A 15,089-nucleotide genomic window follows, 5' to 3' on the forward strand; every position below is an offset into this window, starting at 1 on the left:
GGCCCGCCGAGGGGCGGGCCCACGGCCGCACGGGGCCCCGGGGGCCCGGTTTGACCCTCCGGAACCGGCCCCGTAACCTAGACCGTCGGCATGTCCTAGATGGTTACGTCTAGTGCGCGTCGCGCTCCTGAGCACCTTCCTCCCGCTGAGCACCACCTGCGGGAGAGGCCGCTCGTCCAATCCGGATCAGTGCGGGCCCCCGGCCCTGCCTGAGCGGCTGGCTTCAGGAGCATCCGTCCCGAGTGAGAGAGAGATCCGCGTGTACGCCATCGTGCGCAGCGGTGGTCGCCAGCACAAGGTTGCTGTCGGCGACATCGTTGAGGTTGACAAGATTTCCACTGCCAAGGTTGGCGACACGGTCGAGCTCTCGACCCTGCTCGTTGTCGACGGCGACGCCGTGACCTCCGACCCGTGGGTCCTGGCCGGCATCAAGGTCCAGGCCGAGGTCGTGGACCACCACAAGGGCGCCAAGATCGACATCCTGCGCTACAAGAACAAGACCGGCTACCGCCGTCGCCAGGGTCACCGTCAGCAGTACACGGCGATCAAGGTCACCGGTATCCCCACGGCTGCGAAGTAAGAGGGACTGAGACATGGCACACAAGAAGGGCGCATCGTCCACCCGGAACGGGCGCGACTCCAATGCCCAGCGGCTCGGCGTGAAGCGCTTCGGCGGTCAGGTCGTCTCCGCCGGCGAGATCCTCGTCCGCCAGCGCGGCACCCACTTCCACCCGGGTTCGGGTGTCGGCCGTGGTGGCGACGACACGCTGTTCGCGCTGCAGGCCGGTGCCGTGCAGTTCGGCACGCACCGTGGCCGCAAGGTCGTGAACATCGTTCCGGCCGCCTGATCTTCCGATCTGGGCGTTCGTAACTTTTCGAGGGCGGATCCCGTCTCTTCCCGGCGCAAGCCGGGAAGAGAGGTCCGCCCTCGGCGCGTTTGCACGTACACACGTTCAATGAGGGCAGCAAGGTCTGCCCCGGGACATTCCCGCATGTATCTGGAGGAACAACCATGACCACCTTCGTGGACCGCGTCGAGCTGCATGTCGCCGCGGGTAACGGAGGCCACGGCTGCGCCTCCGTACACCGGGAGAAGTTCAAGCCGCTCGGCGGCCCCGACGGCGGCAACGGCGGCCGTGGCGGTGACGTGATCCTGGTGGTCGAGCAGTCCGTGACCACCCTGCTGGACTACCACCACAGCCCGCACCGCAAGGCCACCAACGGCAAGCCCGGCGAGGGCGGCAACCGCTCCGGCAAGGACGGCCAGGACCTGGTCCTGCCCGTGCCGGACGGCACCGTCGTCCTCGACAAGCAGGGCAACGTCCTCGCCGACCTCGTCGGCCAGGGCACCACCTACGTCGCCGCCGAGGGCGGCCGCGGCGGTCTCGGCAACGCGGCGCTGGCCTCCGCCCGCCGCAAGGCCCCCGGTTTCGCGCTGCTCGGCGTCCCCGGTACCGCCGGCGACATCGTCCTGGAGCTCAAGACCGTCGCCGACGTGGCCCTCGTGGGCTTCCCGAGCGCCGGCAAGTCCTCGCTGATCTCGGTGCTCTCCGCCGCCAAGCCGAAGATCGCGGACTACCCGTTCACCACCCTGGTCCCCAACCTCGGTGTGGTCACCGCCGGTTCGACCGTCTACACGATCGCCGACGTCCCCGGCCTGATCCCGGGCGCCAGCCAGGGCAAGGGCCTCGGCCTGGAGTTCCTGCGCCACGTCGAGCGCTGCTCGGTCCTGGTACACGTCCTGGACACCGCGACCCTGGAGTCCGACCGCGACCCCGTCTCCGACCTCGACGTCATCGAGGAGGAGCTCAAGCAGTACGGCGGGGGCCTGGAGAACCGCCCGCGCCTGGTGGTCCTCAACAAGGTGGACATCCCGGACGGGCAGGACCTGGCCGACATGATCCGCCCCGACCTGGAGGCCCGCGGCTACAAGGTCTTCGAGGTCTCGGCCGTGGCCCGTACCGGCCTGAAGGAGCTCTCCTACTTCCTCGCCGAGGTCGTCGCCAAGGCGCGCGCCCGCAAGCCCAAGCAGGAGGCGACCCGCATCGTCATCCGGCCGAAGGCCGTGGACGACGCCGGCTTCACCGTCACCTACGACGAGGCCGAGGAGGTCTACCGCGTGCGCGGCGAGAAGCCGGAGCGCTGGGTGCGCCAGACCGACTTCAACAACGACGAGGCCGTGGGCTACCTGGCCGACCGCCTCAACCGCCTCGGCGTCGAGGACGCGCTGAAGAAGGCCGGTGCCCGCGCGGGCGACGGCGTCGCCATCGGCTCCGAGGAGAACGCGGTCGTCTTCGACTGGGAGCCGACCATGATGGCCGGCGCCGAGATGCTGGGCCGCCGCGGCGAGGACCACCGCATGGAGGCCCCGCGCCCGGCCACCCAGCGCCGCAAGGAGAAGGAAGCGCGCCGCGGGGACGTCGCGCAGCAGGAGTACGACGAATTCCGGCCCTTCTGACCTGCGATTCTGGCGTTCTTGCGGTGCAGGAGGCGGTGTTGAAGTGATGTTTACCCCGGTCGCCTAGGATCCACGGGTGAGCAGCACCATTCCTCCCAGCGTTTCCGTCGTGGTGATCGCGTACAACGACGCCGTGCTCGTGGGCGAGGCCATTGCCTCGGCTCTCGCCCAGGGCCCGGCCGTCGCCGAGGTGATCGCCGTCAACGACGCCTCGGCCGACGGCACCGGGCGGGTGCTGGACGAGCTGGCGGCCGTCCATCCCCGCCTCAAGGTGGTGCACCGCGCGGAGAACAGCGGCGGCTGCGGCACCCCGCGCAACGACGGGATCGCGGTCGCCACCTCCCCGTACGTCCTGTTCCTCGACAGCGACGACGTCCTGCCGCCGGGGGCGGTCGACGCGCTGGTGCGCGCCGCGCAGGAGCACCGCGCGCCCGTCACGGTCGGTGCGTGCGTACGCCGTGAGCTGCCGCAGTACCACGACGTGCCGTGGGTGCCGGGCCTCTACACCCCGGGGGACGTGATCGAGCGGCCCGCGGACCGGCCCGAGCTGGTCCGCGACACCCTCTGCGTCAACAAGCTGTACGACCGGTCCTTCCTGGAAAAGCATGCGATCCGCTTTCCCGACGGCCGGTTCGTCTACGAGGACTTCGTCTTCACCGCGCGCGTCCTGGCCGCCGAGCCGCGCATCGCCGTCATCGGCGAACTCGTCTACGTGTGGCACGTGCGCCGCAGCGCCGCCCAGGTGTCGATCTCCCTGGACCGCAAGGACGTGGGCAACTGGCGCTCCCGCATCGAGGCCCACCGCACCGCCGCCCGGATCATCGCCGAGTCCTCCCCGGAGCTGGGCCGCGCCTGCCAGGTGAAGTTCCTGGAGTACGACCTGCGCATGTACCTGCGCGAGCTCGGCGGCGACCCCGGCTACCAGGCCGCCTGGTGGGCCCTGACCCGGGAGTACCTGGCCGGTTTCGACGAGGCCGTCATCGAGGCCGCCGGCGCGCACGCCCGCTGGATCGTCAGGGTGCTGCTGGCCACCGAGGCCCCGCCCGCCGACGTCGAGCGGCTGACCCGCTTCGCCGCCGAGCCGCCCCGCCTGCTGCCCCCGTACGCGACCGGCCCCGACGGCGGGCCCGTGTGGAGCGAGGAGCTCCCCGTCGGCCTGGACCGGCTGGCCGAGCTGGCGGTGGACGAACTGCCCGTCACCATCGACGCCGAGCCGGCCGGTGCGGCCGCGCTGCGGATCCGCGTACGCGATCTGTACGGGCGCCTCGCCGCGGCCGGTCCGCAGACCGCCCGCCTGAGCTTCGTGCCCCGGTCGGGCGGTGAGCCCGTACTCGGTCGGCCCGTGGAGCTGCGGCCGGCCGCGGACGGCGAGGGGTGGACGGCCGAACTGCCGTTCCACCTCACCGCCGTGGCCGCGGCCGGGCGGCGCCAGGGCCGCCGCGGGATGCAGGCCTGGGGCGTGCAGATCGGCGTGGAGTGCCGCGACGGGAGCTCCCTGGTGACCTCCCCGCGCCCCCTGCCGGGACTGCTTCACCGCCGGGCCCTGCCCAGCAGCAGGTACGGTGTTCTGCTGGCGCAGCCGTTCCGTACGGGCGGAGGGTCCCTGGCCCTGCGGCTCGCGCCGGGTGCCGCGGGCGCGCTGAGCCTCGTACGCAGCCGCCTTCACCGGGCCAAGGCCGGCCGCGGGGCGCAGTAGGAAAGCCGGTGATCGCCACGATCGCCGAGGATCAAGACATGACTCGGGAGTACGCATGACCTTTCTGATCACCGGTGGCGCCGGCTACATCGGCTCGCACGTCGTCCGCGCGATGCTGCTGGCAGGGGAGAAGGTCGTCGTCCTCGACGACCTGTCCACGGGCAACGAGGACCGCGTCCCGGAGGGCGTCCCGCTGGTGATCGGCTCGGTCCTGGACCGGCTGGTCCTGGACGAGGCGATGGCCGAGCACAAGATCACCGGTGTGGTGCACCTGGCGGGCAAGAAGCAGGTCGGCGAGTCCGTCGAGAAGCCGCTGTACTACTACCACGAGAACGTCGAGGGCCTTCAGGTCCTGCTGGGCGCGGTCGCGGCAGCGGGCGTGCGCAACTTCCTGTTCTCCTCCTCCGCCTCGGTGTACGGCATGCCCGACGTGGACCTGGTCACCGAGGAGACCCCCTGCGCGCCGCTGAGCCCGTACGGCGAGACGAAGCTGGCCGGTGAATGGCTGGTGCGCGCGGCCGGCAAGGCGCACGGCATCTCCACCGCCTGCCTGCGCTACTTCAACGTGGCGGGCGCCGCCACCCCCGAGCTCGCGGACACCGGGGTCTACAACCTGGTCCCGATGGTCTTCGAGCGCTTCGACAAGGGCGAGGGCGCCCGGATCTTCGGCGACGACTACCCGACCCCGGACGGCACCTGCATCCGCGACTACATCCACGTCGAGGACCTCGCCGAAGCCCACGTGGTCGCGGCCCGCAAGCTCGTCGAGTGGGGGGCGACCGGCGACTACCGCGACCTCACCGTCAACATCGGCCGCGGCGAAGGCGTCTCCGTACGGGAGATGGCCCAGCTGCTGAACGAGGGCACCGGGCACACCCACGAGCCGGTGGTCGTCCCGCGCCGCCCCGGCGACCCGGCGAAGGTCGTGGCCTCGGCCGACAAGATCGCCGCCGAGCTGGGCTGGAAGGCCAAGCACGACGTGCGCGAGATGATCACCTCGGCCTGGGCGGGCTGGGAGGCCAACCGCAAGGGCGCCCTGCACCACGCCGAGCGCTGAGACCCCTGTCGCCTGTACGAAGCCGCCCGCCCCGGTCTGTCCGGGGTGGGCGGCTTCGGTCTGTGCTCTGCGGCGGTCCGCAGGCTCAGCGCTCCAGGAACGCGAACAGCTCTTCCCACCGGTCGGTGATCTCGGCGCTGGAATAGCGCTGCACCGCCCGGAAGGCGTTGTCGCCGAGCCGGTCGCGCAGCGCGCGGTCGGCCATCAGGGTGCGCAGGTGCCCGGCCAGCTCCATCGTGTTGCCGAGCCGGGCCAGCAGCCCGTCCTCGCCGTCGCGCACGATCTCCCGTACGCCGGGCGCGCAGTCGAACGCGGCCGCCGGCACACCCGCGGCCATCGCCTCCAGCAGCGTGATCGGGAAGCCCTCGGCCCGGGAGGCCTGCGCGAACACCGACGCATCGCGCAGGGCGCCCAGCACGTCGTCCGTGCTGCCCATCCACTCCACGGAGTCGTCCAGCCCGAGCGCGGTGCAGTGCGCCCGCAGCGCCTGCTCCTCGACGCCCGCCCCGTAGATCCGCAGGACCCAGTCGGGATGGTGCGGGGCCGCGTCCGCCCAGGCGTCCAGCAGCAGGTCCACGCCCTTCTCGAAGGCGAGGCGGCCGACGCTCGCGACGACCTTCCCGGTGCGGGGCGCGGGGGAGTCCGGCATGAACGGCAGCGGGTTCGGCATGCTGGCCACGTTCTCCATGCCCGCCCGGATCCACAGGTCCGCGTCCTCGGGCGTCAGCACCAGCAGCCGGTCGACCTCGGGGTAGAAGCGGCGCACCCGCTCACCGCGGGTGGACTTCTGACTGGCCTCGAAGGACTCGTGGCTCATGCCGATGACGCTGAGCCCCTTGGTGTCGGCCAGCGCCACCCACTCCATCGCCCACACCTGTGTGACGATGACCACCCCGCCCGGGCGGGCCTGGCGCAGCAGCTCGCTCAGCTGCTCCGCCTTGGTGCGCATCAGCGCCCGCCGGGCTGCCTGGCGGCGCCGCTCGGGGGCGTTCAGTCGGCCCTTGATGCCGCGCAGGCGGCGCGCCTTCGGCGGGTGGCTGTCGTACAGGGTGGTCATCTCGTACGGCAGGTACGCCGGCAGCTTCTGCCGGATCTCCTCGGCGACGGGCGCGATGCCGACGAGGTGCACCCGGTGTCCGCGGTCGGTGAACAGCCGGGCCATCTGGTGGGACCAGGTGGTCACGCCGCCGAGCTCGTCGACGCTGTTGGAGACGATGAAGATGTCACGGCCGCCGGGGTGCTCGGCGGCCACTGCGGACGTGGCGGTCTGCTGGCTCACTTGCCGCTCCCGGTGAAGAACTTCTCGACGATCTGGCGGGCGGCGTCCCCGCGGTCGTACTCGCCGAACTCGGCGAGGAAACGCTGGCGGGCCTCCGCGTACTTGGCGTCCGCCTCCTCGAAGGCGGCGACGGCCTGGAGGAGTTCGTCCGCCGTGGCCACCACGGGCCCCGGGGCCTTCTCCTTCAGGTCGAAGTACGTGCCGCGGATGTCGTTCGCGTACACCTCGTAGTCGTACGCGAAGAACAGCATCGGCCGGTCCAGGACCGCGTAGTCGAACATCACGGAGGAGTAGTCGGTGATCAGCCCGTCGGCGAGCGCCAGCAGCGGGGTGATGTCGTGGTGGCCGGAGACGTCGATGACCCGGCCCGCGACCGACGGCGGCAGCGAGACGCTGTTGAGGTAGTGGGTGCGCACCAGCAGCGTGAAGCGGTCGCCGAGCCGGTCCGCGAACTCCTCCACGTCGAAGGGGAACTCGAAGCCCTCCACCGCGCCGTCCGCGCCCGCCCGGAAGGTCGGCGCGTACAGCAGCACCTTCTTGTCCGGGTCGATGCCCAGCTCGGCGGCGAGCGGACCGCGCACCCGCTCCCCGCTCTGCGACTCGGCGCGGTGCGCCTCGACCAGGGCGTCGTTGCGCGGGTAGCCCGTGCGCAGCAGCACCTCGTCGCGCAGCCGGAAGCCCTTCGCAAGGGTGCGGGCGTCGTGCTCGGAGCGGATCAGGAAGTGGTCGAAGCGGTCGACGGCCGCCTGGAAGCGATCCTGGCCGGCCTTGCCCTGCGCCTTGGTGCGGGGCTCGTGGAAGCCCATCCGCTTGAGCGCGGAGCCGTGCCAGGTCTGGATGTACGTGGTGCCGGGGCGCTTGGCCAGCGCCAGCGGGAAGCCCTGGTTGTCGACCCAGAACTCGGCCTGCGCCAGCGCCCGCAGGTACGCCCAGCTCCAGCGCTTGACCAGGGTGGCGTCCTTGGGGAAGCCGGTGGGCTTGGCGCCGGCGTAGGACCAGACCGCCTCGAAGGGGACGCCCTGGCGGACCATCTCCTCGTAGATCGCCTTGGGGCTGTCGCTGTACTGCTTGCCCATGTGGCTCTCGAAGACGACCGTGCCCTTCTTGACCGGCAGCTTCGAGAAGACCTCGTGGTAGACCTTCACCTTCTGCTCGCCCGAGCCGAGGTTGCGGCGGGCCCGCAGGGCCCTGCGCAGGCTCCGCTTGACCAGGCCCGCGGTCCGCCCGTGCATGGCGCTGCCGATCAGCGTCTGGGTGCGTACGGCGGCGGCGTTCTCGGCGGTCAGGACGTAGGAGAGGTTGCCCTTCTTGGTGACCTCGGGCTCGAAGCGGTCGGAGACCAGCCGGGTCAGCCGCGGCCGCACGCGCAGCCGGGCCGCCGACTCCAGGTCCACCCCGCCGACCGAGACGCGGGTGGTCAGGCGGTCCTCGCCGGCCGTCAGCTTCAGCCGGACGTCCCAGACGGCGTCGATGATGCCGAGGGGGCGGACGGTGCTGCCGATGTCCGCGGTGGCGGTCCACTCGATCGTGTCACCGGCGTGGCGCACGGTTGCCACCGGGAAGCTGAAGGAGCGGACGCCGATCTGCCTGCGGGCCCGGAACTCCAGCGATGCCTTGAGTTCCGTTTCCGGGGCGATCCGGCCCAGCGGGTTCACGACCGCGCCGGACAGGGTGACGGTGCCGCGCCCGTCGTCCTCGTAGGAGGTCAGGCGGTTGCCGAGGCACAGGGAGGTGAGCGGGGCGGTGTGGAAGCCCTGCTCGGTCACGTCCAGTATCCGGCGGGCCTCGGTGTCGGCCGGGTCGTCGACGTGCTCCGCGCACCAGTAGATCCGCCCGTCGCGCTCGGCGAGCGGCGAGGAGAGCCGGCCCTTGTTGGTCATCGCGTCGGCGGCCGGGAGCAGGTTGTCCCAGTCCTCCTTGCCCAGCAGGTAGGCGCAGATCGCCTGGAGGTACGTGACGTTCTCGTACGCGGCCGGGTCGATGCCGGCCAGGTAGCCGTTGGCGAGGCGGGCGAACTCCTGGCGGTAGGCGTCACCCAGCAGGGGCAGGTCGCGCAGGTGCAGCACCAGGTCGTGCTTGAGGAACTTGGCGTCCTTCGCGGTCCGGATCCCGGTGTGGCCCTTGGCGGCCAGCAGCTCGTCGACGCGGCGGTGGATCTCCATCCGGTGCGCGAAGTTCGCGATCTCGTGGCGGCGGTTGCTGATCGACTTCGCCGCGGCCTTCTCGACCACGTTCCAGTAGTAGACGTGGTTCGGGATCAGGGTGATGCGGCGGGCGGCCACGTACGCCTGGGCGGAGAAGAGCAGGTCCTCGTAGTGGATGCCGACCGGGAACTCCAGGCCCTGCTCCAGCAGGAACGCGCGCCGGTAGCACTTGTTCGTGGAGAGGGTGTCGTAGACCAGCAGGTCGGGGTCCTCGGTGATCGACTCCAGCGTGCGGGTGCGGGAGTAGATCCACGGGTACCACTCGGTGGTCTTGCCCCACCGGTTGTCGAGGTGCACGCGCACGCACATGCCCGAGACCAGGTCGGAGCCGGTCCGCTCGGCAGCCGCCAGCATGTTGCGGCAGGCGTTTCGTTCCAGCACGTCGTCGCTGTCCAGGAACATGACGTACGTGCCGGTCGCCTGCTGGATGCCGTGGTTGCGGGGCGCCCCGCAGCCGCCGCTGTTCTCCGGCAGCCGGAAGGCCCGCACCCTGCCGGGGTGGGCGGCTTCGAGCTCCTGGGCGACCGAGTATGACCGGTCCTTGCTGCAGTCGTCGACGATCACGACTTCGACCCCGTGCAGGGTCTGGTCCAAAACCGACTGGACGGCTGTCGGCAGACGCTCTGCGTCGTTGTAGACGATGACGACCACGGAGACGTCAGGCACGTGCACCTCGATCCCTTTGTTCCATTCCGCTTATCCCGTCAAAGCTACCGTGTGCCGCAGTCGCCTCGGGCAGGCCGACCCTCGGCGTGCATACTTCTAAGGAAGAGGTGAGTGCCGGGTCCGGTCGCCGACAATCACCCGTTCGGACCCAGCAGGAAGTGTTCATGACGAAGCTGTCCGTAGTCGTCCCTTGCTACAACGAAGAAGCCGTCATCGACAGCTTCGACGTCGAGATCCGCAGGGTCCTGGACTCCCTCCCCGTCGAGTACGAGGTCTGCTACGTCGACGACGGCAGCCGCGACGCCACCCTCGCCAAACTCCGGAAGATCGCCGCCGAGCACGGCGACCGTACCCGCTACGTGTCCTTCAGCCGCAATTTCGGCAAGGAGGCCGGCATGCTCGCCGGCCTGCGCGAGGCCACCGGCGACGCCGTCGTGATCATGGACGCCGACCTCCAGCACCCGCCGGAGCTCATCGCGACCATGCTCGACTACTACCGGCAGGGCCACGACCAGATCATCGCCCGGCGCACCCGCGAGGGTGACAAGAAGGTCCGCTCGGCGCTCAGCAGCCTCTACTACCGCGGGGTCAACCGCTGGGTCGACGTCGAACTCACCGACGGGGTCGGCGACTTCCGCATGCTGTCCCGGCCCGCCGTCGACGCCCTGCTCTCGCTGCCGGAGTACAACCGCTTCTCCAAGGGACTCTTCTCCTGGATCGGTTTCGACACCGTCCACTTCGACTACCGCAACGCCCAGCGCGAGGCCGGCGAGACGAAGTGGAAGTTCGGCTCCCTGCTGAACTACGCCATGGACGGGCTGATCTCCTTCAACAACCGACCGCTGCGCATCGGCATCTGGGCGGGCGTGTCGCTGGTGGGGCTGGCCGCCCTGTACGCGGTGTGGATCGCCGTCATGGCCATGACCCACGGGGTCGACGCCCCCGGCTACGTCACCCTCGTCGCGATCATCGTCGGCATCGGCGGCGTTCAGATGATCATGCTGGGTCTGATCGGCGAGTACATCGGACGCATCTACTACGAGACCAAGCGCCGCCCGCACTTCCTGGTCAAGGAGGCACACGGCGCGGACCCCCGCACCCGGACCGCCCCCGACCCGGCCGCGGCCGAACGCGAACGGGGCGGTCTGGCGACCGCCCGGCCGGCCGTCACCGCCGAGCGCGACGGGCGCTGAACGATGAGGGAACAGCTCGGCCAGATCTTCCGCTTCGGCCTCGTCGGAGGCGTCAACACCGGCACCTTCTTCGGCATCTACCTGCTCCTGCACCCCTGGATGCCGTACTTCCTCGCCTACACCCTGGCCTTCCTGCTGGCGATGGTGGGCTCGTTCTTCATGAACACCTACTTCACCTACCGGACGAAGCCGACGTGGAAGAAGTTCCTGCTCTTCCCGCTGACGAACGTCACCAACTACGTCATCCAGTCCGCCGGCCTGTACGCGCTCGTGACCTGGGCCGGGATGGACACCCGGATCGCGCCGCTGGTCGCGGCCGTCGTCGCCATCCCGTTCACCTACCTGCTGTCCCGAAGGATCCTGGTGCCGGGGGCCGGCCGGGCCGCCCGGACGGAGGAGCCGGAGCCCTCGCCGTCGGCCCGGTCCACGGTCTGAAACCCCCGCGCAGGCGCCCGCGCCCACCCCGTAGATTGAGGTGGCAGACGTAGACGGACCGGCAAGGCGTACCGGCAAGGGGCAAGGGGACAGACGTGTCAGCGGCTAGGCAGGGTGTCGTGGACGCCCGCAGGATCGTGGTCAAGGTCGGCTCCTCCTCCCTGACCACCGCGGCCGGCGGGCTCGACGCGGACCGGGTGGACGCGCTGGTCGACGTCCTGGCCAAGGCCCGCAGCGGCGGCGAGAAGGAGATCGTCCTCGTCTCCAGCGGAGCCATCGCCGCCGGACTCTCCCCGCTCGGGCTGCGCCGCCGTCCCAAGGACCTGGCCCGGCAGCAGGCCGCCGCCAGCGTCGGCCAGGGCCTGCTCGTCGCCCGGTACACCGCCTCCTTCGCCCGCTACGGCGTCCGCGTCGGCCAGGTCCTGCTGACCACCGACGACACCAGCCGGCGCGCCCACTACCGCAACGCGTACCGGACGCTGGACCAGCTCCTCGCCATGGGCGCACTGCCGGTCGTCAACGAGAACGACACCGTCGCCACGGACGAGATCCGCTTCGGCGACAACGACCGGCTCGCCGCCCTCGTCGCCCACCTGGTCCGCGCCGACCTCCTCGTCCTGCTCTCCGACGTCGACGGCCTTTACGACGGCGACCCCTCGCTGCCCGGCACCACCCGTATCGAGGAGGTGCGCGGTCCCGAGGACATCGCGCACGTCTCGATCGGCAGCGCCGGCAAAGCGGGGGTCGGCACCGGCGGCATGGTCACCAAGGTCGAGGCGGCGCGGATCGCCGCGGCGGCCGGGATCCCCGTCGTCCTGACCTCCGCCAGCCAGGCGGCCGACGCGCTGTCCGGCCGTGCGACGGGCACCCTCTTCCACGCCACCGGCCGCCGCTCGGCGGACCGCCTGCTGTGGCTCCAGCACGCCTCGACCCCGCAGGGGCACCTGGTCCTCGACGAGGGCGCCGTCCGCGCGGTCACCGAGCGCGGCAGCTCGCTGCTGCCCGCCGGGATCGCGGCCGTCGAGGGCGAGTTCACCGCCGGCGACCCCGTGGAACTGCGCGCCCCCGACGGCCGGGCCGTCGCCCGCGGACTCGTCAACTTCGACGCCCGGGAACTCCCGCAGCTGCTGGGGCGCTCCACGCGCGAGCTGGCGCAGGAACTCGGACCCGAGTACGAACGGGAGGTCGTCCACCGGGACGATCTGGTCCTGCTGCAGGGCTGAGGTTCGGCAAAACCGCCGCGCGGAGGGCCGGGGACTGGTCAACTGTGAGGGGCGGACACGCGTGGGCGCAGACAGGAGGCGGCTGGTGAGACGAGCGCTGACCAGCATCAGTGGCGGCGGGGACGAGCAGGACGAAGCCTCCCGCCTCTGGCACGTCACCCTGAGCGTCTCCGGCAAGCCGGCGCCGCTGTCGGAGGTGCGCCGCGGGCTGGAGCAACTGGCACACGACCATCCCTTCCTGCTGACGAGCCGGTACGCCGACGACCATGCGGAGATCCGCTACTGGGAGGAGGCCCGCGACCTCCACGACGCGGCGGCCGTCGCGCTGCGGCTCTGGGGCGAACACCGCTCCTCGGCGCAGCTTCCGCCGTGGGAGATCGTCGGCCTGGAGGTCATCGACCGCGCCACCTACCACCTCCGCGTGGCCGAAGGCTACGGCCCGCCCCCGGCCCACCCGGTAGGCGTGCACCCTTATTGATGCGTCCCTGGCCTCCTCGACGCGTTGCTGGCCTCCTCGACGCGTCCCTCGCGCGCCTCGGCCGCGGGCGGCCTCAGCGGCTTCGGTCCGCTGCGCCGGACCCCGTCCGGCGAGGGCGGGGCGGGAGCCGCGCCTTCGCCACGCGCGCTCACAGCCCGTCCGGCGTTTGAGGACCGGGGTCCGGGGCGGAGCCCCAGGGGGTTCGGGCGCAGCCCGGCCGGGCCTCCGGCCCCGCCGGCGTTTGAGGCGCGGGGTCCGGGCAGAGCCCGGGGAACGGTGGAAGGGCGGGTAGGGGACCTCTGCCGCGCAGCGGCCGGGCCACCGCCCCGCCCGGCCGACGAGGCCGCGGCCCGCCGGGCGGCGGTGGCAGGCCATGCCCGGCGCGGTACGCCCGCGGCGGGCCATGCCCGGGCGGTGGGCCACGCCCGCGGCGGGAGCCTGTCTCGGGGGGTGGAAAGCCCGGCGGGGCACACGGCCGCGGGGACTACCCTGGCCGCATGACCTCGCTCGACGCCACCGCCTCCCCCGTCCTCGCGACCGCTCACCGCGCCCGCACCGCCGCCGCGGCCATCGCCCCGCTCCCGCGGTCCGCCAAGGACACCGCCCTGCTGGCCATCGCGGACGCGCTGGAGGCCCGTACGGCCGAGATCGTCGAGGCCAACGCCGAGGACATCGCCAAGGCCCGCGCGGCCGGCACCAGCGAGACCGTCATCGACCGCCTCACCCTCACCCCCGACCGCGTCGCGGCCATCGCCTCCGACGTCCGCGACGTCGTCGCGCTCCCCGACCCCGTCGGCGAGGTCGTCCGCGGCTCGACCCTCCCCAACGGCATCGACCTGCGCCAGATCCGCGTCCCCCTCGGCGTGGTCGGCATCATCTACGAGGCCCGGCCCAACGTCACCGTCGACGCGGCAGCCCTGTGCCTGAAGTCCGGCAACGCGGTCCTCCTGCGCGGCAGCTCCTCCGCCTACGCCTCCAACACCGCGCTCGTCGCGATCCTGCGCGACGCCGTCGAGAGCACCGGCATCCCCGCCGACGCGATCCAGCTCGTGCCCGGCGAGTCCCGCGACTCCGTCCGCGAGCTGATGCGGGCCCGCGGCCTCGTCGACGTCCTCATCCCGCGCGGCGGCGCCTCCCTCATCAAGACCGTCGTCGAGGAGTCCACCGTTCCGGTCATCGAGACCGGTACCGGCAACTGCCACGTCTACGTGGACGCCCAGGCCGACCTCGACATGGCCGTGGACATCCTCGTCAACTCCAAGGCGCAGCGGCCCTCCGTCTGCAACTCCGCCGAGACCCTCCTCGTCCACCGCGACATCGCGGACGCCTTCCTGCCGCGGGCCCTCGACGCCCTCGCCGAGGCCGGAGTCACCGTCCACGGCGACGCCCGCGTGCTCGCGGCCGCCGAGGACTCCAAGGCCACCGCGCTGCCCGCCACCGACGAGGACTGGGCCGCCGAGTACCTCTCCTACGACATCGCCGCCGCCGTCGTGGACTCCCTCGACGACGCCGTCGGCCACATCCGGCGCTGGACCTCCGGGCACACCGAGGCGATCGTCACCACCTCGCAGGCCGCCGCGCGCCGCTTCACCCAGCTGGTCGACTCGACCACCGTGGCCGTCAACGCCTCCACCCGGTTCACGGACGGCGGACAGTTCGGCTTCGGCGCCGAAATCGGGATCTCCACCCAGAAGCTGCACGCCCGCGGCCCGATGGGCCTTCCGGAACTGACCTCCACCAAGTACATCGTCACCGGCGACGGTCACGTCCGGTAACCGGGCCCCGCACACCGGGTGGCCGGATTTCGCGCATGCCCTGCCCAAAGCAGCCCCCCGGGTCTACGCTGATGCTGTGCCGGACGACGTGGGGGGCAAATTCCCGGACGACGGGGAGCCCGACGACGACCGCGGAGGCGCGGATCAGGACTTCGCCTCCGTGGTGTTCGACGAGGACTTCGTCCGGAGCGCCGAGATCCATGAACCGAGTGCCGCGGAGCGCCAGCGCGCCGCCGACCTGGCGCGCGCCGAGGCGGAAGCCGCCCGCGCCGTGGCAGGCGGCTGGACGACCGACGAGGACCACGACCGGTACGGCTACGGCCACGCCGACGGGTACGGCCTCGACGAGCCCGACGGCTGGGAGCACGGCCGCGCCTGGGGAGAAGGACCGTACGGGGCCTACGGCGGCAGCCTGCGGCCCTACCGCGGCCGCTCACCCTGGCTCCGGCCCGTCGCCTGGGTCCTCGCCGTCGTGATGGGCCTGGGCATGGTCGCCCTCGCCTTCAGCGCCGTCTACCGCAGCGCCTCGGGCGAGGCTGAGCCCGCCCCCGCGCCCGCCAGCACCCCGCGGACGGAAGTCACCGGCGCCGGAGCGTTTATGTACCCCGTCGGCCGCCAACCCTGA

The 15,089-nt window shown here is 71.6% G+C and carries 13 protein-coding genes; 11 read left to right on the plus strand and 2 right to left on the minus strand.

All coding sequences use genetic code 11. The annotated features are described in order from the left end of the window. Window positions 1-259 precede the first annotated feature (259 nt). The 5 genes from rplU to galE all read left to right on the plus strand — a co-directional run bounded on the left by rplU (window position 260) and on the right by galE (window position 5,211). The gene (rplU, locus tag ABZ128_RS29325; protein WP_045947825.1) at window positions 260-580 is read left to right on the plus strand and encodes a 50S ribosomal protein L21; all 321 of its coding nucleotides are present in this window, start codon (window positions 260-262) and stop codon (window positions 578-580) included. 13 nt (window positions 581-593) lie between these two features. Next, on the plus strand, window positions 594-848 hold the full coding sequence (gene rpmA / locus ABZ128_RS29330; protein WP_030027134.1) for a 50S ribosomal protein L27: 255 nt from the start codon (window positions 594-596) through the stop codon (window positions 846-848). A gap of 164 nt (window positions 849-1,012) precedes the next feature. Beyond that, complete coding sequence (gene obgE, locus ABZ128_RS29335) at window positions 1,013-2,458, plus strand: GTPase ObgE (protein ID WP_356852142.1); 1,446 nt, start codon at window positions 1,013-1,015, stop codon at window positions 2,456-2,458. Window positions 2,459-2,534: 76 nt separating this feature from the next. Next, on the plus strand, window positions 2,535-4,154 hold the full coding sequence (locus tag ABZ128_RS29340; protein WP_356852144.1) for a glycosyltransferase family 2 protein: 1,620 nt from the start codon (window positions 2,535-2,537) through the stop codon (window positions 4,152-4,154). A 55-nt stretch (window positions 4,155-4,209) separates the two neighbouring features. Further along, window positions 4,210-5,211 carry a UDP-glucose 4-epimerase GalE gene (gene galE, locus ABZ128_RS29345; protein ID WP_356852146.1) on the plus strand — a complete coding sequence of 334 codons (1,002 nt, stop codon included), beginning with the start codon at window positions 4,210-4,212 and terminating at the stop codon, window positions 5,209-5,211. An 85-nt stretch (window positions 5,212-5,296) separates the two neighbouring features. Here the strand turns inward: galE and ABZ128_RS29350 are convergent, their stop codons facing one another. Both ABZ128_RS29350 and ABZ128_RS29355 read right to left on the minus strand, forming a co-directional pair. Further along, the gene (locus tag ABZ128_RS29350) at window positions 5,297-6,490 is read right to left on the minus strand and encodes a glycosyltransferase (protein ID WP_356852148.1); all 1,194 of its coding nucleotides are present in this window, start codon (window positions 6,488-6,490) and stop codon (window positions 5,297-5,299) included. Continuing rightward, a complete protein-coding gene (locus tag ABZ128_RS29355) occupies window positions 6,487-9,366 on the minus strand; it encodes a bifunctional glycosyltransferase family 2 protein/CDP-glycerol:glycerophosphate glycerophosphotransferase (protein ID WP_356852149.1) in 2,880 nt (959 codons plus the stop codon). Before ABZ128_RS29355 ends, ABZ128_RS29350 begins: the two co-directional genes overlap by 4 nt. A 158-nt stretch (window positions 9,367-9,524) precedes the next feature. Between ABZ128_RS29355 and ABZ128_RS29360 the strand changes: the two genes are divergently transcribed. The 6 genes from ABZ128_RS29360 (at window position 9,525) to ABZ128_RS29385 (ending at window position 15,089) form a co-directional block, all read left to right on the plus strand. Then, complete coding sequence (locus ABZ128_RS29360; RefSeq protein WP_356852151.1) at window positions 9,525-10,553, plus strand: glycosyltransferase family 2 protein; 1,029 nt, start codon at window positions 9,525-9,527, stop codon at window positions 10,551-10,553. Between the two features lie 3 nt (window positions 10,554-10,556). Continuing rightward, window positions 10,557-10,988, plus strand: coding sequence for a GtrA family protein (locus ABZ128_RS29365; protein WP_356852153.1), 432 nt, complete (start codon window positions 10,557-10,559; stop codon window positions 10,986-10,988). 95 nt (window positions 10,989-11,083) lie between these two features. After that, window positions 11,084-12,211 carry a glutamate 5-kinase gene (proB, locus tag ABZ128_RS29370; protein ID WP_356852155.1) on the plus strand — a complete coding sequence of 376 codons (1,128 nt, stop codon included), beginning with the start codon at window positions 11,084-11,086 and terminating at the stop codon, window positions 12,209-12,211. An 82-nt stretch (window positions 12,212-12,293) separates the two neighbouring features. Further along, window positions 12,294-12,689, plus strand: coding sequence for a hypothetical protein (locus ABZ128_RS29375; RefSeq protein ID WP_356852213.1), 396 nt, complete (start codon window positions 12,294-12,296; stop codon window positions 12,687-12,689). 497 nt (window positions 12,690-13,186) lie between these two features. Further along, entirely contained in the window at window positions 13,187-14,464 is a 1,278-nt protein-coding gene (locus tag ABZ128_RS29380) for a glutamate-5-semialdehyde dehydrogenase (protein ID WP_356852157.1), read from the plus strand. Window positions 14,465-14,540: 76 nt separating this feature from the next. Beyond that, window positions 14,541-15,089, plus strand: coding sequence for a hypothetical protein (locus ABZ128_RS29385; RefSeq protein WP_356852159.1), 549 nt, complete (start codon window positions 14,541-14,543; stop codon window positions 15,087-15,089).

Source organism: Streptomyces sp. NPDC006326 (assembly GCF_040612915.1).
GTDB lineage: Bacteria > Actinomycetota > Actinomycetes > Streptomycetales > Streptomycetaceae > Streptomyces.